Genomic DNA, 20809 nt, shown 5'->3' with positions numbered 1-20809 from the left:
GAGGAACCGTATGAGGGAAATCTTCACGTACGGGTCTGTAGGGGGGGCGTCGGGTAACCGATGCTCCTACCTGGAGACCGTCTATGTTGACAAGATCAGGGATCAGACGGTCCCACGCAGATATGAGGATCGTCGGCTCAGTCATGGTGCACAGTGGTGGATCCACACAGCAATTAATAAACTTGGGACCAACCGAATTCGTTCGACAACAGATAAGGTTGAGGACGCGGATAAAAAATCGAACTATCTGGTGCTTTCGGGTGCATGGACCCAGGATGATAGGTATGTTAAAAAAAAGGGCGGCGGATTTAATGCGCGACTTGGTGATTTTCAGTTCGGTATCTGGTCAAAGCAACGGTTCGACGTGATTGCCGGCGATTTCGTTTCGGTTGTAAACGGACTGGTACTGCATGCATCAGCGATCAGTTTAGCTGTTAGCCGCAATGACACGGAAGTCCTATTGAGGGTCGAAGATGCTGATGACTTTTTTGAGTTGGATCTATCCAGCACTTTGAATGAAGGCCCGCAGTTCGCACAGCGGCGTATCACAGAAGCGGCAGTAATGATTCATCTTTCACGTTATTTCGGAATCAACTGTCGATCCTGTATCGAAGCAGGGTGGGCTAATCCTCAAAAATTCAGGCAAAAACTGGAAGAGTACAAATCGCTTTTGCCTGGTGGTAACATCAAAGCAATGCAGTTTGCGCTGAAAAAAGCGGGCTACGATCCTGGTCCGGCGGATGGCAAGTGGGCTGAACGTAGCTCGCGCGCCTTAATGCGTTTTCAAACCGATGAAGGCTATCCTGTTAATGGTCGACCCTCAGCAGTAGTCTACGCCATGCTCTCACTACGTTCGAACAAGACCGAAGATCCCGGGACTTCTTCCAAACAATCGAATTAGGAGTTAAGCTGAGTTATTGGTAATATGATGAAAAGATGTATTTTATTTCTAATTAGCTTGCTGGTAATCATCAAAGTATTCCAGATATCTATCGCTATAGTTGATAGAGGTACGATTGAATTCAGCGGAGTGCAATTAGCCTATGCTGACGACGGCGATGATGATGATAGCGATAGCGATGATTATGACCTCGATGACGATGACGGCGATGATGCTGACTTCGATGATGCTGATACTGACGACGATGATGGTTTCGAGAATGACGCTGATGACGGCGATGATAATGCCGCTGATGATGATCTCGGCGATGTTGTTGATGGCGGCGATGACGATGATGCTAACGACGACACTGATGGTGCTGCTGCTGACGATGATGACGACGATGATGATGCTGACGATGACCACGACGATGATGCTGACCACTACGATGATGCTGACGATGACCACGACGATGACGATGATGACGATGATGACGATGATGACGATGACGATGATGATGATGACGACGTCAACTCGGACAGGGATAAAGAGGTTGACGTCAACTCAACCCGGGACAAAATTACAAAACAAACAATGCTTAAGAAAGTGCATGTTGTATTTCCGTCATCTACCTCTAAAGACTATTATGAACCGGAGATTATTCTTGCTGTGAACGTGGATGAGACCGGGCTTAAAGAGGCAATGCGTCTCGGTTTGCGCCTGGAACAAAAAATAAATCTTAAAAAACTTAATCTGGAGATCACTCGTTTTCGAACAGAACCAGGGATCGAGGTACGGGACGTTCTGCGTGAATTACAGAAAAGCAAAAGCAAAACTTTATTTGACATCAATCATTATTACGAGCTTGCCGTGGATAAAGAAAAATGTAATGATATTCGTTGTTATCCCCTTAAAATAATGAACTGGACGACCAGTGAATTCAAAGGCAGGGGCATCAGAATCGGCATAGTTGATACTGCGGTCGACACCCAGACGCCATGCATGGTGGACCGGCATATTTTTACCAGCTCTTTTGTCGATGAACATAATTCAGCCGGCACGGAGCACGGCACTGCTGTTGCATCACTGCTCATCGGTAAGCCCGACAGTCAGTTCCCCGGCTTGATGCCGGAGGCTATTTTATATGCGGCAGGTACATTTTTTATCGATCAGGCAGGCCGCGTGCAGACTTCGGCGATGCTGATTGCCAGAGCTCTTGACTGGCTGGTGGCCCAGGATGTTTCCGTCATCAACATGAGCCTGAGCGGTCCGAAAAACAAAGTGCTTGAAAGGTCGATAGAGAAGGTACTGCAACGAGAAAAGGTCGTTGTCGCGGCTGCCGGCAATAACGGCCCTCAGGGGTCTCCCGCGTACCCGGCAGCCAGTAAGGGCGTTATCGCCATTACCGCCGTTGATCGGTTTCAACGCCCTTATTCCAGAGCCAACCGGGGTTGGTACATTGATTTTGCGGCTCCGGGTGTCGGCATCTGGACTCCCTGTATTGACGGACGGGGCCGGTTCCGTAGCGGTACTTCTTACGCCGCAGCCTATTTTACTGCCATGGCCGCCGAGCAGTTTAACCGGTCCGGGATGGAGCAGGGACATAAGGCTCTTCGTAAAGTGTCCAAGAAAAGAGCGCTTGACCTGGGTCCTCCCGGCAAGGATTCGATATACGGTTGGGGGCTGGTTCGCTGCCCGTTCCTTAGCCTACAGCCTGAATAACCTGAATAGATAAAAGGTCATATCTCTAAAGAGATTCGGTGAGGAAATTTGATGAGCATAAGCTGGCTTATATTGTTTGCAATGATCAATACGGGAGAAGCGGATACATTCCGGCAGCAGATGATTGATCTTTTGCCACGGCTGCGAAGATTTGCCTACACTTTGACATCAAATCGGTTTGACGCCGATGATCTTGTGCAGGCGGCCTGCGAACGCGCTCTGGGCCGTAAGGAACAATTCAAGATCGGCACACGCATGGACAGCTGGATGTTCAGGATCATCTATACACTAAGGGTTGATTCATTGAGATCAAAACGTTTCCGTACCCATCATTCCAGTTTTAACGAAGAGTATGATGCCGGGGGGGCGGCCGACAATGGTAGCATTAGAATAGGGGCCAAGCTGATGCTCGATAATGTGATGCAGGCCATGGAGCAACTTTCCGAAAGCAGCCGAGTAGTTTTGGCGCTTGTCTGCGTCGATGGCTTGTCGTACAAGGAAGCCGCTATGACCCTTGATGTCCCGGTGGGTACGGTCATGAGCCGCCTGGCCCGTGCCCGTGTCAAGCTGAATACTCTGGTAAACGGAAACAAAGCGATAAAAGGATCGCATTAGCAGAAGAGTGAGGTGAGGCTTATGACCGAACTGACCGATGAAAAATTGATGGCTTATGTGGACGGTGAACTTGACGACCTTGAGACTGAGGAGGTTCGAAAAGCCTTGCGAACAAACGCCAAGGCACGACAACGAACTGAAATCTTTAGGGAAAGCACAACCCTTCTTCAGAAGGTGTATGACGCCCCGTTCCATGAGGAGGTCCCCCGACACCTTATTGACGGAATCAAAGATTTTCAGATTGACGATCATCGTCTCCGATTTATGGACCGCATCGCATCATGGCTTCAGGTGACTTCCTGGCAGCCAATCCACGCCTTGGCGTTTTCCATGATTCTTATAATCGGAATCGGAACAGGCTGGTTTGCTGCCCGTCTCTCAAGGCCGGAGTTGACCGTGTTTTCACCCATATTTCAGGGCGGAGATTTTAGCCGTGGGATGGAGACCACGGTCAGCGGTGTGAGTTTTAATGCCACTGACCGGCAAGCCCGTGTGACCCCGATCGCCACCTTTTTGGACCAACATGGGCATTACTGCCGGCAATACGAGGTTGTCCATTCGGAAAACGGAAGCAGCCTGCTGTCGTATGGCGTAGCCTGTAGAACAGGGTCAGGGGATTGGTTGACCAGGGTGTCCGTCACCCCCGAGCCTTCTGATTTTTTTCCGGCAGACATGGAAAACAGTTATGTTCCCGCGGGCGACGATGAGTTTGCAGCGACGATTTTTTCCGAACTGATGTCAGCGCCTCCCTTAACCATAGAACAGGAGGAGGATCTCATGCGCGGGGGATGGGTTACCCGGCCAGAGAAATCCGAGAATGTTTTAGGGGACGCACTTTAGTTTTACAGTTTACAAATAATAATTGATATGCTAAGTGTTTAGGGTGTTTTAGGGGACGTTCGTTTCGAGCGTTTTTGACTAAAACTCCGATATAAGGAATATGGCGAAGATGTGTTGGCCGCAAAAAAACTTTGTTTTTTTTTAGAATTTTTTATCGCGCAGCAATTCAGTGTACTTGGCGTAGATTTGGTCTCGAGTGATATTGAGTTTTTTTTCCGTATCACGCACAGAAACATTTGCCAGCATGAAAACTTCATGTGACGGGAAGATGCCGAAGTAGTCATCTGCAAAGACAATCAATTTGTTCCGATTGATAACCTTAAGCTTTCGGCGGTATATCTGCCAGGTGCCTGGTTTGCCCAGGGCTTCCAATTTTAGTTGATCTTGCTGCCATTTTAGGAAAGCAGTAGTGAGAGCTTTTATGGCGTGTCCTTCCGGTGAGCCTGCATGATTTTAAAAAATATAAATGTTATGCTCTGTTCAATACCTTCGCCAAACTAAAATTTAGTTGGGGATGAAAAATGAGCAATTATTGTGTTATGATATGCGATCATTACAAAGCATATTATAAGGAAGAACTGCTCATGAATGAAATTACCACGCTTTTAACTTGTATGCACCCCTTACTTGACGCAAACACTTACCGTCATTTTCTGATTATCAGTCAAGCCTTGCTGATGATGACAGGTAGGATTACCATGCTGAGCATCAGTCGCTGGACTGAGAAAGGAGGGAGCTATCGTACGGTACAACGTTTTTTTTCAAAAAATATCCCTCTGAGCAACAACCATGTCCTGGCCAATTCAAACAATGCCAGGATTGGCAATCCTATTCTACAACCAGGTCCGTATGATGGTGGAAGATATCCCAGAGATCTAATTGCCCGTTTATCCCGATATGTTTCTATCCGTTTTGGTGGTTCATCCAATTATGTTGATGCAGCCATTGCTGAAGGCCAGTTTCATGATCTTGATCGCCAGATCTACTGGATTGGATATGTCAAAGGAGTGAGAGCTGTTAGAGTAGGCGAGATAGTGCAAAAAACCGGTAGAACGACTAATTATACAACAGGCAGGGTAACGGCTATCAATGCTACAGTTAATGTAAATTATGGTGGTAGCCGTGTGGCTAGAATGGTACGACAGATTATTACTACTAACATGTCAGCGGGGGGCGATTCCGGAAGCCTTTTGTGCGATTTGAATGAAAACGCTGTTGGACTGCTCTTTGCGGGATCTTCAAGGGTTACTATCCATAACGACATCAGGTATGTCCAGCGTCTCCTCGGTATCAGGGTCGTCTAAACATTATGTTCCAATGTAAAAGGAAAGGGGGAGGCGTTTATTCCCCCTTTCTATTCTTTTATGGTATGATATCAATCATGTTATGTTTTTAGGTATGGAGTTCAATAGTTATGGGATTAAAAATTATAGAAGCTATAAATGAAGCAAGTGAATGGATAGAATTCGATGGAGTTGAGGGAGTGGGCCAAGGAGAAAAGGATGGAAAGGAGTGTATCATCGTTTTGGCTTCATGTTCTCCGTCTAAACTTTCTGGTATAATTCCTGAAACATTTAAGGGGGTTTCCGTGGTCATTGAGGAATCCGGCGCCATCTCTATCCAGGACTAAAGATTATCCGGCAAGGTATCCCTTTGAAGTTGGAGGTTCCGAATTCTTTGCCTAATTTAGCTGTGGAAGTCAGGATATTGAAATTCGATTTTTTCCATCCGTAAACAGAATCTGCTCCCTTTTCCAGAAACCACCATCCGTGTGATGCATTTATAACCCGCGGTTCGACGGTATCTGTACTGCAGGCGGTCTGGCGAATTTCCCCGTGGATTGTTTTAATGATAACAGTTTCACCCTCGTTGATTCCATATTTTTCAGCAGTTTCAGGGTGTATCTCTACTTTAGGTTCGGGTCTCTTTTTATGCAATTTTTTAATCCACCTGCAAGAGGAATGGAGACAATATTACCAGCCCGCTTTTATGGCGCAGATCAGCCACAGGATAGAATCCGCATGTATGCAAGCCTGTTATTTCACGGGGAGCATGGCACACACATCCTGGGACGCGATGATATTGGGTGAACCGAAAATATTGGCCAGGCGGATTAAAATAAAATGCTCCAGACCTTTGGGCATACCGACTCCGAAGGCCACGCTTTTAGCCCCGTATTTTTCTTTTATGTTCAAAAAGTTTTCTGCAATTTCGTCCAGGGCTTCATCCCATGATATTTTTTTCAATTTCCCCTGGCCGCGTTTTCCGCTTCTTTTCAAGGTATATTTTAATCTGTCAGGGTGGGTCAGCCTGTCTGGTGAAGCAATAGCCTTGGTGCAGATATATTCCTTGTTTAAATACCCCCCTGGATCGCCCTTGATTTTTACTATTTTGTTATCACGAACACCAACCAGGACATCGCACCCGCCGTGATCCATTCTTGCGCAATGTGTCTTTATACATTTTAAATCATCAGGCATACATATTCCCGGCCTCTTTTTTCTTCCAATATTTTCCCGCGATACACAAAGCAGACATAACCCTGTTTGCATCGATAAGTTCGGGTAATGAAATTGCTTCGTTAAAACCGCCCAAATGGGGACCACTCTGAATTATAATATCTCTTTTCCCCTGTTCAGGCAAATCTATTTGATTATTATTATCATCAAAAATTTTTTTTTCTCTTAAAAAAGATATGTACTGATCCTTTGTCATTTCAATCTGATCCGCTATTCTGAATACCTCCTCCATATATCGATCGACTCCCATCTCTTCGATCATCCTGTTTACCAGTTTATTCAAATTTATAGGGAGATCGCCTCGAAAGTCAGTTCCTACAAATCCATTGTAATAGTTTAGGAATATACCGTTTACCAGCTCCTTTAAAAAAGATTTATTAAAAAGATAGCGCGCATCTATAGGATTTCCCTCCGAATCGAAACCGATCAGGTCACTTTTTTTATTACGAAAAAAACTGCCGGTTACAAGGAGAAGGCTTAAAAAATGATTTCCGATATACCTGTAAAGGTTAAAATTTTTTCCTTGAAAACTTTCCAGGTGTTCAAAATCTCTGATACCCGAAATTCCAAGGTTTGGAAAAGCGCATGAATCGAGCCACCTGTCGATTCTCCCTGCACGAAACCATTCATACAGGCCGTTATCTCTTCTTCTGCCAGCCTGTACCCTGTTATGGAACAGGGGGATGGGAGCGGTATGGATAATACCCGACGAGGCCAGCCTGCCAAGCAGCCATGCATTCCTGAATATTACTTCCCTGAATTCATGATCTGAAATTTTATTTACTGTTTCAGGATCATTAGGATATTTAAAATAATCTTTGTCAGCAATAAAACCGATTGCATATCTTTTGGAATGTATATCTTTATTTTCCGGAAATTGACCAGGTTGCCCATTTAATCTGAACAGATGCCGGTTTTTTATCCTGACTGCCACAGGAATCCTGAACTTCAAAGGAAATGAATATTGTTCCGATCCAAGATGATCCATCCATAGAGCTTCTTCCCGGAGCAGGTTGGGGGAATCCCCTGAAAGAGCCATTTTAAATACAAGCAGCTTCTCTTTCTGCTGTACAGGAATAACCATACTCCTGCCCATGCAAAGGGGGCTGCCGGCAGCCTCGAAACCATTTTTGTCAAGTATTTCATGCCAGTCTACTTCAGGAATTGTATCTATATTTTTAGTTGTAATTTCCGGTCCGTAGATTGAAAACGGCAAAGCGCTCATTGCCTCTGATGTTGCCCTGTGAGCATGCCCGGTGGTGGTACTTTTCATGACATATGTCATGGCTGAAAAGGCTGTATCAGCCATAATTTTATTGTCAGAGTGAATTATTACGGAGCTGAGGGTTTCAGCCGCAAGCCGGAACAGGAACAGGCTGCGCCTTTGCTGTGAAAATTCTGAACTTATGAGAAGATCCTGCATTGCCATAATTATTTCAAGGTCTATAATTTCGGGATTATTTTCTGTGAGGGACAGGATATGGTAAACTGCATAATATTTTGTTGTATAGTTGGCGGTCTTATCAATTATTTCACTTTCAGATTCTGATTTGAGTTGTTGTATATATCTGTCTTTCATATATGTGCCATGATTCGAGCCTGTTTCCATGCAGTAATTTCCTTTGATGATGCAAAAAAGGGGTAATGTCCTCACTATAAAGATAAAGAGATTGATCTTATCAAATTATTTTATTAAAACTAAATGTTGCATATTTAGTGCCTGAATAAAAACTAAAAACAGATACTATTTCAGATACTTAAACATTAATTCAAGAAACGAAAATTTTCGAAAAGCTGTTAGCCTTTAGCTATTGGCTCAAAAACTTCGATTTGGAAAACATTCTTAATCTACCGGAAATATGGCAATTTTATCTTTTCGTTCAGGCACTATTTAAAATATCATTTTATTCAATATTTTTCAACGGTCTCAGCCTGAGAAGCGAAAGTATGTAGATTCTCTTGCCGGCCGGTAAGCAAATGCCTAAATATTATGCTTCAAACATCTTTTTTTGGGAAATCGGATACAGGTCTCAAGCGGCCTAATAATGAAGATGCTTTTATTATAAAACCCGAATCCGGATTTTGTGCAGTAGCCGATGGTATGGGTGGAGCTGCGGCCGGTGAACTTGCCAGCTCGATTTTTATTGAAACGGCAGCTGAGGTTTTTTTAAACTATAAGGGTAGATCTGAAAAGAAAACTGTGGAGCTGGTTCAAAAGGCATTTAGCTTAAGCAATACAAAAATTTTGGATCATACAGCCCGTAATCCCGATCATGAAGGGATGGGGTGCACGGCAGAATTGTTGGCCTTTTCAGAGAAGGGGTTTGTCATCGGCCATGTGGGAGACAGCCGAATTTATCTTTATAGAAATAAAGAGCTTGAACAACAGACAAAGGATCACTCCCTTGTTCAGGAGCAAATAGATCAGGGTTTAATCAAGCCGGAACAAGCCATGACCCATCCAATGCGAAGTATCATTCTTAGGGCCGTAGGTGTCAAAGAAAGTATGGCCCCGGACATATTAAAGGGAGAAAATAAATCAGGGGATTTATTTCTTCTATGCTCGGATGGCCTGACGGACATGGTGGCGGATGCAGCTATACTGGAAGTGCTCAGTTTGCCCGGCACCTTATCGCATAAAACAGATAAGCTTATCGAATCGGCGAAGTCAGCCGGGGGCAACGATAATATAACAGTTGTATTATCTATTGTTCATCCATAAAGGGTCTTTTTGCCCTTTGTTACTACTTTGTTACCGTTTCAACAGCCGAAGCCGCCTTCTCCTTCATATCCTCAGAAACCGTGTCGATATTTTCTTTTACGCCTTCAACAGCTTCGTCAGTCTGTTCCTCTACCGTTTCAACGGCTGTCCCGGCTTTTTCCTTCACAAGATCAGCAGCTTCGTCAGAGATATCCGTCACAGCCTCAACAGCTTCCTTGGATTCACCTTGAGCGGATTGATCAGCTTTTTCGCCTTGCCCACACCCAAAAAAAACGAGCATGCAGACCATTCCAAGTAACAAAACAATGTGTTTCATCTTAATCCCTCCTTGTTGTTGATCGTTATTAATTATTCGCCAGGCTTGACTCCAAAACTTTTTATCGTTTCATAAGTCAGCCACCAACTTCGATTCCCTTAAAATTTGTTTACCATAACTTCCACCAGGCTTTTCCCTTATCCTTCTTGCCCTCTTTTTTCCCTTTATCGATAGATTCCTGATGCGCCGCTTCTTTTCTTCCTTGTTTACCTTTCTCAAACTCGCTTATTCTCTCACCCTCTTCATTCAATCTCTCTTCTGCTTTTTTCTTCTCTTTTTGTTTTTTTTCAAGCTCCTTCTGCTTGCCCTCGAACCGCTCTCTTTCTTTTACACTCTCATGCATAGATCTTTTTTCTAAATCATTAATTGCCATGGATTCTTTCTTATTCTGATAATCCTTGCCTTTGCCTTGTGGCTGGGCAAAAATAATACCTGTGCTTGAAAAGAGAAAGATCAATAACAGGATCACTACTTTTTTCATAATTTTTCCTCCTGTCTGAGATTATGATTTTTATCAATAACTAAAAGTTTGGGCCTTTAATTGATGAAATCTTTGTCGATCCGGTCATCATTTATTTCCAATATTTCATTAATAATATCTGTATTAAGGCTAATAAACAAGGACGAAATAAAATAATCCAGTTGATCTTTTTCAGAGTGAAGTCTATAATATTTTTTATAGAATTTTAGCAACAATTTTATACTGCTCTATAAAAACGAACAGCTTCCCGGGAAAGTTTATTGTTTTTATCCCTGTTTTTGTGAAATTAATTATCTAAAAATCTATAACATTTTAAGTAAAATTCGGGTTATCCGCAACAATCGACCCATGATTGAAAAATAGCAACTTTGTCCTCGCCAAACTTAAGCAGGTTGTTTTTTATCTCTTGAACAGATTTTTCTTTTGCATACATCATGCTGTTTTTGGAGAAAAATTTGTCTGCAAAAGCTATTATCTTCTCTTCAAGGGATATCGGGACCATATTCCGTTCAGGCAGGGGCAGCTTCTGTCGTTTGATATCCTGCATTTTTATGCCGACCCCGATATGCCGTTCACATACAAGCCCATGTTTCGGCAGACCGATTTTAGTGAGCATTTCCCGGCCAAGGTATCCATGACAAAGATAATTATATTTGCCGGTACATCCCAGGGCAGGAGCATTGGTCATGCAGATGCCGATATCGTGCAGCATTGCAGCTTCACTGATAAAATTTAAATCAGGGTTCAGATGCATTATTCCGGCGGCAACTTCCAGGGCTTTTTGGGCAACATATTTTCCATGCTGGAGAAGAATCTTATATGTTTTGGTGTCTGGATCGTAAAATTTTTTTATTATTTCTACAGGATCAAAAGGAGATTCAATATTTTTCGGCAAGCAATACCCCCTCTATGAACGGGTCGATTTCACCATCCAGCACACCGTTGACATTCCCTATGTCAAGATGGATGCGGTGGTCTTTCACTATTTGATAAGGATGCAGGACATAGGAGCGTATCTGGCTGCCCCAGGCAATATCATCTTTGCCATTATGTATTTCCTGTAATTTTTCATCCTGTTTCTGCTTTTCAGACTGGTAAAGACGTGACCTGAGCACTTTCATGGCCATCTCCTTGTTCCGGTGCTGGGATTTTTCCTGCTGGCACTGTGCCACAATGCCGGAGGGAAGATGCGTTATGCGAACGGCGCTGCTTGTTTTATTAACATGCTGGCCTCCGGCGCCGCTGGCCCTGTAAACATCAATGCGTAAATCCTTATCTTCAATATTCACAACAATTTTATTGTCCAGTTCAGGATATACAAAAACGGAAGCAAAGGAGGTATGCCTTTTATGGTTGGCATTAAAGGGAGAAATTCTAACCAGTCGGTGTACTCCATTTTCCGTTTTAAGGTACCCATATGCATTCTTCCCGGTGGCTGTAAAGGTGACACCTTTAATCCCGGCCTCATCTCCTGGTTGAAAATCTATAATTTCAATCTTGAATTTTTTACGCTCGATCCATCTGGAATACATCCTGAATAGCATTTCGGCCCAGTCCTGAGCTTCAGTCCCCCCGGCACCGGCATTTATGGAGAGGATGGCATTGTTTGTATCCTCAGGTTTATTAAGCATAAGCTCGAGAGAAAACAGCTTTATTCCATCCGCAATCTCACGAATCTGTTTATCTGCCTCCTGTAATGTCGCTTCGTCGGATTCTTCAAGGGCTAAATTCAAAAGTACTTCGCTCTCCTCGAGTGCATAAAAAAGTTTCTTAAAACTATCTATTCTGCCTGACAGCCGGGTTCGTTCCTTTAATATCTCCCTGGTCTCATCGGGTTTGTCCCAAAAATCTTTTTTCGCAATTATAGCTTCGATTTCTTCCAGTCTTTTTTCCTGGACGGCAAGGTCAAAGATACTCCTTTAACTGCTCTAATTTATTATTAAGATTTTTTATGGTCTGTTTCAATTCCAGGGACATAGCAACCTCCGGTTCCCTAAATTAATCTCGCATATAAAGACGAAGCAAGATTATAGTTATGATTATACATGTTATGGCAAACCAGTCTCCGAAACGTGTATAAATAGTTTTTTGGCGCATTAAAGGCAGGGATTTTGTAATCACAGCCTCTTTGAATATATCAGTCTGATCCAGAATTTGGCCTGTTGGATCTATAAACCCGCTTATACCGGTGTTGGCAGATCTTATCAGGGAACGTCTGTTTTCCACAGCTCGGAAGACTCCCATCGAAAAATGCTGGTAAGGAGCGCTGGATCTGCCGTACCATGCGTCGTTGGTAATATTAATTAGTAAATCGGCATTATTTTTGGCCATTGCCCGGGCCAGGTCCGTAAATATAAGTTCATAACATATAAGGATACCTAATCCAAGCTTCCCCTGCCGGATAACCGCCCCTTTTTGGCCGGGGACAAAATCTCCGACTCCTTTTACCATTTTCCCAATAAAAGGCAAGAATCTCTTTAGCGGGATATATTCGCCAAAAGGAACCAAGTGTGCCTTATCATATTTACCACGGACTTGTCCACCCGGACCGAGCAGGTATGCGCTGTTAAAATAATTTATCATTTTATCTTTTTTGATAATAAATGACGGTGCTCCTATCAGGAAATTTGATTCAAAATTTTGAATTCCGTTTTTCAGCAGGTCGGATAATTTTTTATCATAAAGAAAATAGAATGGAGCGGAAGTTTCCGGCCAGACCACTAAATCCGGTTTTGCTGATTTGGCCAGGGATGAGAGATTGAGGTATTTGTGGACGCTGGAAACCTGGTAGGCCGGATCCCATTTAATTCCCTGTTCAATATTTCCCTGTACCACCGCAACCTTGCGGGTGGGTGCGGCTGATATTGTTTTTCCCACCGTAATCAAGCGCTGCTTGCCGTAACAGAATGTCAACCCAACGGTAATGGCTAAAGCCGTCAAAGCCGCGGCCGCAATTTTTCCGGAAACAATTTGTCCATGCCATTTTTTTTTGGTCAGCCAGAGCAGGGTTATAAGAGCGGTCATATTACAAACAACTATCAGGAAGGAAACCCCGTACACGCCTGTTAGATCGGAAATCTGGATCATGATCAGGTTTTTGTACTGGGAATAACCGGCCAGCTCCCACGGGAATCCGGAAAAAAGCAATGATCTGATATATTCCAGCGTTACCCAAAGCACGGGGGCAATTGCAAGCGCTGCAATCGGCTTTTTAGAGACCCTAAATAAAATTCCTGAAAACAGTCCCATATATAGAGCAAGATATGCCGCAAGCAGGAATAGTACCGGCCAGCTCAGGTATAAGGGAAGGTTGCCATAGGTACCCATGGTATCCACAAGCCAGTACAAGAGAGTAAGATAGTGAACCAGGCCTGCAATAAATCCGAGTCTGAAGGAGCTGTTGAAAGACAGATTCCTGCTTGTAAAGATTAAAGGCACAAGAGCAATCCAGGCAATCCAGTGAAATCCTGCCGGGGGAAACGAGATGGTTAGCAGTAGTCCGCTTAAGAGAGAATAAGTGACCTTGATTATATAATTATTGTCATGTTTCAATATGTTATGCAAAAAGGTATCTAATCTTCCTGTAGCTTATCGATTTTTACAACACCTTCATTCTCAGTGGTTGTCACATCGGTTAATAAGGTATCATCTTCAAGCAGTTTCTCAATTTCATCAGATAATTCTACTTCGTCAGTCTCTTCAAGGTTGTATTCCTGGTCATCAAAAGAGATTTCAACGGAATTTTCAATATTTGAAGTATAAATTTCTTTCACCGTCTCCGCAATTTGATCAATATAATCCCGATATGGGAAAAAGTTATCGTTACGCAATGTTTTAATAATGTCCTTATTACCTTTTTCAATTGCAGATTCAATTTCTGCGCTATCGTATACACATTGATATACAAGAAAAAACTGATCTTTTTCCAGCTCTGAATACTCTTGAATTTCTAATCCGTTTTTATTATTTTTCCCCATAACAAATTTTTGTTTCACCGATTATCTCCTTAAAATGTCAAAATATTTTCAAAGTCTATCATGTTGCAGGAATCTATAAAAGATAATATCTATTTGCAATATTATCAAGTTTTATTATATAGATCTCCAGGTCAATAATGTCACTGCGTTATAGGTCAAAACTTGATTAGGGGCACGATGCATCGTGCCCCTACCAGTGTTCACCCAGGAATGAGAGAAAATATAATCAATGTTCAACAATAATGATTTAATTCAGATTAAGGATATGAATCTTACAATGAGTGAGATCATATCGCAAATAGAACTTTTCAAAAAGAGCAATTTTTATTTAAACTTGAAGGGTTCGTGTAAAGTAGGTGACGGGATAACCGTTTTGGATCGTCATTATACGGACAGGCTGGCGGCATTATATACAAAAGAATCGTTGTCCGGCAGAACAATGAAATTTGTACCAGCGTCAGGAGCTGCCAGCAGGATGTTTAAGGTATTACACTCCCTCAATAACCTTGATGCCAAGCTTAACGATGATTTTATAAAAACGGAAGCGGATGCAGACGTTGCCAGGGCCTTTGGGGCATTTGTAAAAGGGATCCGGAATTTTGCATTTTATGATGATTTAAAAGCTGTTATGCAAAAAAATGGTCTTGATCTCAACCGATTTTTGGCTGCAGGAGAGTATAAAGACGTTCTGGAATATATTTTGACACCCAAAGGACTCAATTATGGAAATTTGCCTAAAGGGTTGATACTTTTTCATAAATATTCATCTGATTCAAGAACCCCTTTTGAAGAACATATGGCTGAAGCCGCAGAATATACAAAGGATCATAACGGAGTATGCAGAATCCATTTTACCGTTGCGCCCGGTCATGCTGCATTAATCAGGGAGCATCTTGATAAAATAAGCAGATTTTATGAAAAGTCGGGAATTAATTTCAAGATAACATACTCTTACCAACAACCATCCACTGATACCATTGCCGTTGACGAGCATAATAATCCCTTTCGGGACACAGATGGAAAACTCCTGTTCCGCCCTGGAGGACATGGCGCTTTGCTGGATAATCTTAATTCGGTTAAGGGTGATATAATTTTTTTGAAAAATATTGATAATGTTGTGCCTGACCGGCTAAAACAGGATACTTTTTTATATAAAAAGGCTCTGGGCGGGTTTCTGGTGGAATTGCAGAATGAAATCTTCAATTTTATGAGAAATCTGTCATGCGGCGATATTGATCAGCATAATATTAAAAAGATGTTCGAGTTTATCAGACACCGTCTATTGATAGGTATACCGGATGATGTCAACGATGCTTCAGAAAAAGAACAAGGAGCTTATCTTTTTTCAAAATTAAACCGGCCCCTCAGGGTATGCGGTATGGTGCGGAATGCAGGTGATCCCGGGGGGGGACCGTTCTGGGTGGAGGGGAAAGATAAAAACATATCCAGGCAGATCGTAGAATCCGCACAGATAGACCCTGGGTCAAAAAGACAGCAGTCTATACTCTCCTCTGCAACCCATTTCAATCCTGTGGATATTGTATGCGGCGTGCGTGATTTCCAGGGCAACCAGTTTGATTTAAAAAAGTATGTTGATAATGAAGCTGTATTTATTTCAAACAAATCAAAAAACGGCAGGCAGCTGAAAGCCCTGGAGCTTCCGGGTCTCTGGAACGGTGCCATGTCATCCTGGAATACTGTTTTTATTGAAGTTCCTGAAATTACATTTAATCCTGTGAAGACCGTAAATGATCTGCTCAGAGCAGAACACCAGGGTTAAAGTGAAAAATTAAAGTGAAAAATAAAAATGAAAAATAAAAATAATACCCAATCTTTTGTTAAACCTTTCCCATCATTGTTTGCGAAAGGCTTTTGTATGGGAGCCGCCGATGTGGTGCCCGGGGTTTCCGGCGGCACAATGGCGCTTATTCTCGGCATTTACAGGGAGCTTATTTTTTCCATCAAATCATTTGATTTGAAATTTTTTATGCTTTTGTTCTCCCTGGAAACCAAAAAAGCCTTTGACCGTGCAGCATGGAAATTTGTCCTGCCTTTGCTGGTTGGCATTTTAACTGCTGTTTTCACACTTGCCGGAATTTTAAGCTGGCTTCTTGACAACAGACCGGTACCCTTATGGTCATTTTTTTTTGGTTTAATATTAGCCTCTATATTTACCTTAATTCAACATTTCAAAAAGCGCTCATTATGGATTCTTTTATGGATTATCCTTGGAGCATTCTGTACCTATTATCTCGTGGGAATAATGCCGGCAGCAACTCCTGATAAAGCATGGTTCCTGTTTTTGTGCGGGGCAATGGCAATCTGCGCTATGATTTTGCCGGGAATTTCAGGCGCATTTATCCTGGTTCTTTTAGGGAAATATCATTTTATATTAGAGGCTGTTCATCAGCGGGATTTTCTGATTCTATTACTGGTGGCGGCCGGAGCAGGAGCCGGATTATTCACTTTTGTCTGTATTCTCAACTGGTTTTTTAAAAAGTATCCCAATGTTACAATAGCCGTGTTAACCGGTTTCATGATCGGATCATTAAGAAAGATCTGGCCCTGGAAAAAGACGATATTCAGCGCTGTTGATTCGCATAAAAATCTTGCCGGCACATTACAGAAAAATATTTTGCCGGAACATTGGGATGTTGATGTTATGATGGCTATCGGCATATCTATTGCTGGATTTCTGCTTGTTTTTTTGTTAAACTTCTGGGCGAAAAAGAGAGAATAGTTTAATTTCAGGAATGGGTGAAGTTTGAATCAGATCCTTATTTATGATATAGGGCCGAAGTAGTAGAGACAATGCATGCCTTGTCTCTACGATCGAATTCCGGACACAACCAATCCGGCTTTATTGTGCCAGATAAGCCATGGGCGTTATTAACTGATTTATAGAGGGAGTTTAATGGAGAATAACCAAGACAAGGGCAAGGCAATCGATACCGCCATTATTCAGATAGAACGCCAATACGGCAAGGGCTCAATTATGAAACTTGGCAGTCAGGCCGTGGTGGATGTGCCGATTATTCCTACCACTTCCCTTGCCCTTGATAAGGCTTTAGGTATCGGCGGCCTGCCACGTGGCAGGGTCATTGAAATTTACGGCCCGGAATCATCCGGTAAAACAACACTTGCCCTGCATGCTGTTGCCGAGGCCCAAAAAAACGGCGGTATAGCAGCCTTTATAGATGCCGAACATGCACTTGATGTGGGTTATGCAAAAAAATTAGGCGTAAATTGTGATGAACTTCTGGTATCACAGCCGGATACAGGAGAGCAGGCGCTTGAAATTGCGGATATGCTTATTCGGAGCGGAGCCATAGACATACTGGTTATCGACTCGGTTGCCGCGCTTGTCCCAAGGGCTGAAATCGAAGGCGAAATGGGTGATTCACATATGGGTCTTCAGGCCCGGCTGATGTCCCAGGCTTTGAGAAAGCTCACAGGCACACTTAGCAAGACAATGACAGCCTTGATTTTTATTAATCAGATTCGTATGAAAATTGGTGTTGTTTTCGGAAATCCCGAGACCACTACCGGCGGAAACGCCTTGAAATTTTATTCCTCGGTCAGGCTGGATATTCGCAGAATCGGCGCTCTGAAAGACGGCCAGGAGGTTATCGGCAACAGAACAAGGGTTAAGGTGGTTAAAAACAAGATGGCGCCTCCTTTCCAGGAGGCTGAATTCGATATCATGTATGGAGAAGGTATATCAAAAACCGGCGATCTGCTTGATATGGGTGTAAAAGCCGATATTATAGATAAAAGCGGTTCCTGGTATTCCTATGAAGGTGAGCGGATTGGTCAGGGCCGAAATAATGTAAAGCAATATTTCAAGGAGAACCGGGAAACTTACGATCTGATTTTGACTAAAGTAAGAGCATCGCTTGGGCTTTTTGAAAAAGAGGAAGATGCCGTTAAGGAAAAACCTGTTGCAGACGCTAACTGATTTTTCCATTGGAGTTTATAATGACCGGCAATGAAATACGCAGGCAGTTTTTAAAATATTTTAAAAATAAAAATCACTATATCTCAAGGAGCGCTTCGCTTGTGCCGTCGGATGACCCGACCCTGCTTTTTACTAATGCAGGGATGGTGCAGTTCAAACGTACCTTTTTAGGCGAAGAAAAGAAGGACTATGCGCGGGCCGTAACCTCCCAGAAATGTGTGCGGGCCGGCGGCAAGCATAACGATCTTGAGAATGTTGGCTATACTGCCCGGCATCATACTTTTTTTGAAATGCTGGGAAATTTTTCATTCGGCGATTATTTTAAAAATAAAGGTATTGAATATGCTTGGGATCTGCTGGTAAACGGTTTCGGCCTGCCAGTGGAGAAACTTTGGGTTTCAATCTACCTGAAAGATGATGAAGCTTTTGATATATGGCATAAAAATATCGGCGTTTCCCAGGATAGAATCGTGAGATGCGGCGAAAAGGATAATTTTTGGTCCATGGGGGATACCGGTCCTTGCGGTCCTTGCAGTGAAATACATATAGACAGAGGAGAAGATTTCGGCTGCGGCAGCCCGGACTGCATGGTAGGCTGCGAATGTGACAGGTTTCTTGAGATCTGGAATCTTGTTTTCATGCAGTACAATCGGGACGATTCCGGCAAACTGACCCCCCTGCCCAGGCCCAGTATAGATACCGGTATGGGGCTGGAGCGACTGGCCTCAATCATACAGGATGTGCCCACAAATTATGAAACGGATTTACTACTGCCGATAATAAGAAAAACCGAAGCTCTTTCGGAAAAAAAATTCGGAGATTTGCCGGCAGACGATATTGCCATGAAGGTAATAGCTGATCACACACGGGCAGCGGCATTTTTAATCGGCGACGGCATTCTCCCTTCCAATGAAGGGCGTGGATATGTGCTGCGACGGATCATGCGCCGGGCCATCCGTTACGGGCGTAATATCGGCCTGACCAGACCGTTTTTACATGAAACCGCAAATGTTGTTTTTGATATAATGCAGTCTGCCTACCCAGAGCTTAAAGAGGGCGCTGCCTTTATCGACAATGTGATTAAAAATGAGGAGATCCGTTTTTCCGAAACCCTGGACAACGGTTTGAAGCTGTTAAACGATACTTTGTCGGATTTACAGGATAACGGGCGCACATCGATTTCCGGGGACGTTATATTTAAACTTTACGACACCTACGGATTCCCGGTCGACATTGTAAAAGATGTTGTTAGAGACAAAGAGATGCTGCTTGATATGGAGGGATTTGACAGGGCCATGGAAGGGCAGCGCGCTCAATCCGGATCTGCTGCAACTTTAACAAGAATCAGCGAGGCCTATAAAAATCTTTCATCAAAAGGTGTTAAACCTGAATTTACCGGGTATGATACTCTTTCATCCGATGCCGGGGTTATTCTCCTTGTTCAGGATGGGACGGAAGTCCCGGAAGCTTCTGAGGGTCAGGTTGTAGAGATAGTTACGGCGTCAACACCGTTTTACGGGGAATCCGGGGGGCAGGTTGGTGATAAGGGAGAGATTTCAGGCGATAATTTTAAGATAGATGTTCTGAACACCATTAAGGACCCGACCGGCCTGATAATTCACAAAGGAAAAGTAGCATCAGGAAAGATAAAAAAGGGCGATTCTTCTGTCCTTAGTATTGATGTAAAAGCACGCCATGCAATTGCCTGTAATCATACTGCCACACACATACTCCATTCAGCTCTTCGTCAAATTATCGGTGATCATGTTAAACAGGCTGGTTCATTGGTAGCTGCTGACAGACTCAGGTTCGATTTTACACATTTCTCACAGATAGAGCCGGAAATGCTTGACCAAATTGAGGTATTTGTTAATGAGCGCATCAGAAGGAATCTCCCTCTCAAGGTGGAAGAGATGGATGCTGATACAGCTTTTAAATCCGGGGCAATGGCTCTTTTTGAAGAAAAATACGGGGATAGAGTAAGGGTGGTTTCGATTAAGGATTTCAGCCGGGAACTCTGCGGCGGAACACATACCCGGCGAACCGGGGACATAGGTTTTTTCAAGATAATAGCAGAATCGAGTGTGGCATCAGGAATAAGGAGAATCGAGGCTTTAACAGGCGAATCCGCATTGATTGAGATCCGCAAAAAATTCAGGATAGTACAGGATATATCACGTTTGTTGCGGGAAAAGCCTGATGAACTTATCCCAAGGATTGAAAAGAATATCCAGGCTCAGAAGTCTCTTGAAAAAGAGGTGGAAAGTCTGAAAGCAAAAATTGCCATCCTTAAGGCGGATTCTGAGGGTGATGAGATTCAAACAATAAACAATGTTAACCTGATTGTAAAAGAAGTCTCTATCGATAAACCTGCGGCTCTCAGGGAGATTGCAGATAAGTTCAAGGATAGAATAGGGTCGGGCATTGTCGTTCTGGGCAGTGTTAATAAATCCAAAGCGCTTCTGATAGCCATTGTAACAAAGGATCTTACTGATCGTTATCATGCAGGCAATATAATTAAAGCGGCAGCTTCTGTTGTTGGCGGCGGCGGCGGCGGCCGGCCGGACATGGCCCAGGCCGGCGGTTCAAAGCCGGATAAAATTGCCCAGGCTTTGGAAAAAGCTGTTGAAGTGATAAAGGCAATGTGATCGCAGAATAGTTTATGAATGTGATGAATATATTTTTTGGTTTTTGAAACAACAATGGGACATAGATGCACACAGATAGGTTAAACGCAAACAGAAAACACTACTGGATATCCGCTCCTCCAATATTTTGT

General features: G+C 43.2%; 20 protein-coding genes and 1 pseudogene. 11 read left to right on the top strand and 10 right to left on the bottom strand.

The features are described 5' to 3' along the window. Positions 1-10: 10 nt before the first annotated feature. The 4 genes from BuS5_RS15940 to BuS5_RS15925 are packed head-to-tail and all read left to right on the top strand — an operon-like array spanning position 11 to position 4057. Complete coding sequence (locus tag BuS5_RS15940; RefSeq protein WP_035265055.1) at positions 11-901, top strand: peptidoglycan-binding domain-containing protein; 891 nt, start codon at positions 11-13, stop codon at positions 899-901. Positions 902-925: 24 nt separating this feature from the next. After that, on the top strand, positions 926-2602 hold the full coding sequence (locus BuS5_RS15935; RefSeq protein WP_157487359.1) for a S8 family serine peptidase: 1677 nt from the start codon (positions 926-928) through the stop codon (positions 2600-2602). Positions 2603-2653: 51 nt separating this feature from the next. Further along, a complete protein-coding gene (locus tag BuS5_RS15930) occupies positions 2654-3217 on the top strand; it encodes an RNA polymerase sigma factor (protein ID WP_051374701.1) in 564 nt (187 codons plus the stop codon). A gap of 12 nt (positions 3218-3229) precedes the next feature. Further along, on the top strand, positions 3230-4057 hold the full coding sequence (locus BuS5_RS15925) for a hypothetical protein (protein ID WP_274427804.1): 828 nt from the start codon (positions 3230-3232) through the stop codon (positions 4055-4057). Positions 4058-4198: 141 nt separating this feature from the next. On the opposite strand, the gene BuS5_RS15920 is transcribed toward BuS5_RS15925, so the two are convergent. Further along, entirely contained in the window at positions 4199-4429 is a 231-nt protein-coding gene (locus tag BuS5_RS15920) for a hypothetical protein (RefSeq protein WP_027353648.1), read from the bottom strand. 149 nt (positions 4430-4578) lie between these two features. Here BuS5_RS15920 and BuS5_RS15915 point away from each other — a divergent pair, with 149 nt between their 5' ends. Next, positions 4579-5361: a transposase gene (locus BuS5_RS15915; protein ID WP_232223032.1), complete on the top strand. Its 783-nt coding sequence runs from the start codon at positions 4579-4581 to the stop codon at positions 5359-5361. Positions 5362-5471: 110 nt separating this feature from the next. Next, positions 5472-5687 (top strand): hypothetical protein, encoded by a 216-nt coding sequence (locus tag BuS5_RS15910; protein WP_027353647.1) that lies wholly within the window; start codon positions 5472-5474, stop codon positions 5685-5687. Here BuS5_RS15910 and BuS5_RS15905 read toward each other — a convergent pair. The 3 genes and pseudogenes from BuS5_RS15905 to BuS5_RS15895 form a co-directional block, all read right to left on the bottom strand. Beyond that, positions 5674-6009: pseudogene (locus BuS5_RS15905) on the bottom strand (molybdopterin dinucleotide binding domain-containing protein); the annotation flags it as partial. The gene BuS5_RS15910 and the pseudogene BuS5_RS15905 sit on opposite strands and share 14 nt — an antisense overlap. Positions 6010-6093: 84 nt before the next feature. Beyond that, positions 6094-6537: a molybdopterin-dependent oxidoreductase gene (locus tag BuS5_RS15900; protein WP_027353646.1), complete on the bottom strand. Its 444-nt coding sequence runs from the start codon at positions 6535-6537 to the stop codon at positions 6094-6096. Further along, on the bottom strand, positions 6530-8185 hold the full coding sequence (locus BuS5_RS15895; protein WP_051374698.1) for a SidJ-related pseudokinase: 1656 nt from the start codon (positions 8183-8185) through the stop codon (positions 6530-6532). The genes BuS5_RS15900 and BuS5_RS15895 overlap by 8 nt, the downstream gene beginning before the upstream one ends. Before the next feature lie 381 nt (positions 8186-8566). Between BuS5_RS15895 and BuS5_RS15890 the strand changes: the two genes are divergently transcribed. Beyond that, complete coding sequence (locus BuS5_RS15890; RefSeq protein WP_035265051.1) at positions 8567-9298, top strand: Stp1/IreP family PP2C-type Ser/Thr phosphatase; 732 nt, start codon at positions 8567-8569, stop codon at positions 9296-9298. A 22-nt stretch (positions 9299-9320) separates the two neighbouring features. Here BuS5_RS15890 and BuS5_RS15885 read toward each other — a convergent pair whose 3' ends face one another. The 6 genes from BuS5_RS15885 to BuS5_RS15860 form a co-directional block, all read right to left on the bottom strand. Beyond that, positions 9321-9614, bottom strand: coding sequence for a hypothetical protein (locus BuS5_RS15885; protein ID WP_027353645.1), 294 nt, complete (start codon positions 9612-9614; stop codon positions 9321-9323). Positions 9615-9723: 109 nt separating this feature from the next. Then, on the bottom strand, positions 9724-10095 hold the full coding sequence (locus BuS5_RS15880; RefSeq protein WP_027353644.1) for a hypothetical protein: 372 nt from the start codon (positions 10093-10095) through the stop codon (positions 9724-9726). A gap of 328 nt (positions 10096-10423) precedes the next feature. Further along, positions 10424-10990, bottom strand: coding sequence for an HDIG domain-containing metalloprotein (locus BuS5_RS15875; protein ID WP_027353643.1), 567 nt, complete (start codon positions 10988-10990; stop codon positions 10424-10426). Beyond that, positions 10974-12072, bottom strand: a protein-coding gene (gene prfB, locus BuS5_RS15870; RefSeq protein WP_157487358.1) for a peptide chain release factor 2 whose coding sequence is annotated in 2 segments (ribosomal slippage) — positions 10974-12002 and positions 12004-12072 — 1098 coding nt in all. Because the reading frame shifts where the segments join, the coding sequence is not laid out codon by codon here. Before prfB ends, BuS5_RS15875 begins: the two co-directional genes overlap by 17 nt. 21 nt (positions 12073-12093) lie before the next feature. Continuing rightward, complete coding sequence (lnt, locus tag BuS5_RS15865) at positions 12094-13647, bottom strand: apolipoprotein N-acyltransferase (RefSeq protein ID WP_084445813.1); 1554 nt, start codon at positions 13645-13647, stop codon at positions 12094-12096. 20 nt (positions 13648-13667) lie between these two features. Beyond that, positions 13668-14090, bottom strand: coding sequence for a hypothetical protein (locus BuS5_RS15860; protein ID WP_027353641.1), 423 nt, complete (start codon positions 14088-14090; stop codon positions 13668-13670). A gap of 211 nt (positions 14091-14301) precedes the next feature. Here BuS5_RS15860 and BuS5_RS15855 point away from each other — a divergent pair, with 211 nt between their 5' ends. From BuS5_RS15855 to alaS, 4 genes are all read left to right on the top strand, one after another. After that, positions 14302-15852, top strand: coding sequence for a DUF4301 family protein (locus BuS5_RS15855; protein WP_051374697.1), 1551 nt, complete (start codon positions 14302-14304; stop codon positions 15850-15852). A gap of 27 nt (positions 15853-15879) precedes the next feature. Beyond that, positions 15880-16812 carry a DUF368 domain-containing protein gene (locus tag BuS5_RS15850; RefSeq protein WP_035265040.1) on the top strand — a complete coding sequence of 311 codons (933 nt, stop codon included), beginning with the start codon at positions 15880-15882 and terminating at the stop codon, positions 16810-16812. Positions 16813-16986: 174 nt separating this feature from the next. After that, the gene (recA, locus tag BuS5_RS15845) at positions 16987-18030 is read left to right on the top strand and encodes a recombinase RecA (RefSeq protein WP_027353638.1); all 1044 of its coding nucleotides are present in this window, start codon (positions 16987-16989) and stop codon (positions 18028-18030) included. Between the two features lie 20 nt (positions 18031-18050). Further along, positions 18051-20678 carry an alanine--tRNA ligase gene (gene alaS / locus BuS5_RS15840; RefSeq protein WP_027353637.1) on the top strand — a complete coding sequence of 876 codons (2628 nt, stop codon included), beginning with the start codon at positions 18051-18053 and terminating at the stop codon, positions 20676-20678. Positions 20679-20809: the final 131 nt, after the last annotated feature.

The sequence above is a fragment of the Desulfosarcina sp. BuS5 genome (assembly GCF_028752835.1).
Lineage (GTDB): Bacteria > Desulfobacterota > Desulfobacteria > Desulfobacterales > BuS5 > BuS5.
The sequence above is the reverse complement of the archived record's forward strand: the minus strand, read 5'-3'. Positions and strand labels throughout refer to the sequence as shown.

Excerpts from the sequence above, each read along its gene's own strand:
- BuS5_RS15880 (WP_027353644.1), bottom strand. The coding sequence starts at position 10,095 with ATGAAAAAAGTAGTGATCCTGTTATTGATCTTTCTCTTTTCAAGCACA.
- BuS5_RS15885 (WP_027353645.1), bottom strand. The coding sequence starts at position 9,614 with ATGAAACACATTGTTTTGTTACTTGGAATGGTCTGCATGCTCGTTTTT.
- BuS5_RS15895 (WP_051374698.1), bottom strand. The coding sequence starts at position 8,185 with ATGGAAACAGGCTCGAATCATGGCACATATATGAAAGACAGATATATA.
- alaS (WP_027353637.1), top strand. The coding sequence starts at position 18,051 with ATGACCGGCAATGAAATACGCAGGCAGTTTTTAAAATATTTTAAAAAT.
- BuS5_RS15855 (WP_051374697.1), top strand. The coding sequence starts at position 14,302 with ATGTTCAACAATAATGATTTAATTCAGATTAAGGATATGAATCTTACA.
- BuS5_RS15930 (WP_051374701.1), top strand. The coding sequence starts at position 2,654 with ATGAGCATAAGCTGGCTTATATTGTTTGCAATGATCAATACGGGAGAA.
- BuS5_RS15900 (WP_027353646.1), bottom strand. The coding sequence starts at position 6,537 with ATGCCTGATGATTTAAAATGTATAAAGACACATTGCGCAAGAATGGAT.
- BuS5_RS15910 (WP_027353647.1), top strand. The coding sequence starts at position 5,472 with ATGGGATTAAAAATTATAGAAGCTATAAATGAAGCAAGTGAATGGATA.
- BuS5_RS15850 (WP_035265040.1), top strand. The coding sequence starts at position 15,880 with ATGAAAAATAAAAATAATACCCAATCTTTTGTTAAACCTTTCCCATCA.
- recA (WP_027353638.1), top strand. The coding sequence starts at position 16,987 with ATGGAGAATAACCAAGACAAGGGCAAGGCAATCGATACCGCCATTATT.
- BuS5_RS15915 (WP_232223032.1), top strand. The coding sequence starts at position 4,579 with ATGAGCAATTATTGTGTTATGATATGCGATCATTACAAAGCATATTAT.
- BuS5_RS15890 (WP_035265051.1), top strand. The coding sequence starts at position 8,567 with ATGCTTCAAACATCTTTTTTTGGGAAATCGGATACAGGTCTCAAGCGG.
- BuS5_RS15935 (WP_157487359.1), top strand. The coding sequence starts at position 926 with ATGATGAAAAGATGTATTTTATTTCTAATTAGCTTGCTGGTAATCATC.
- BuS5_RS15940 (WP_035265055.1), top strand. The coding sequence starts at position 11 with ATGAGGGAAATCTTCACGTACGGGTCTGTAGGGGGGGCGTCGGGTAAC.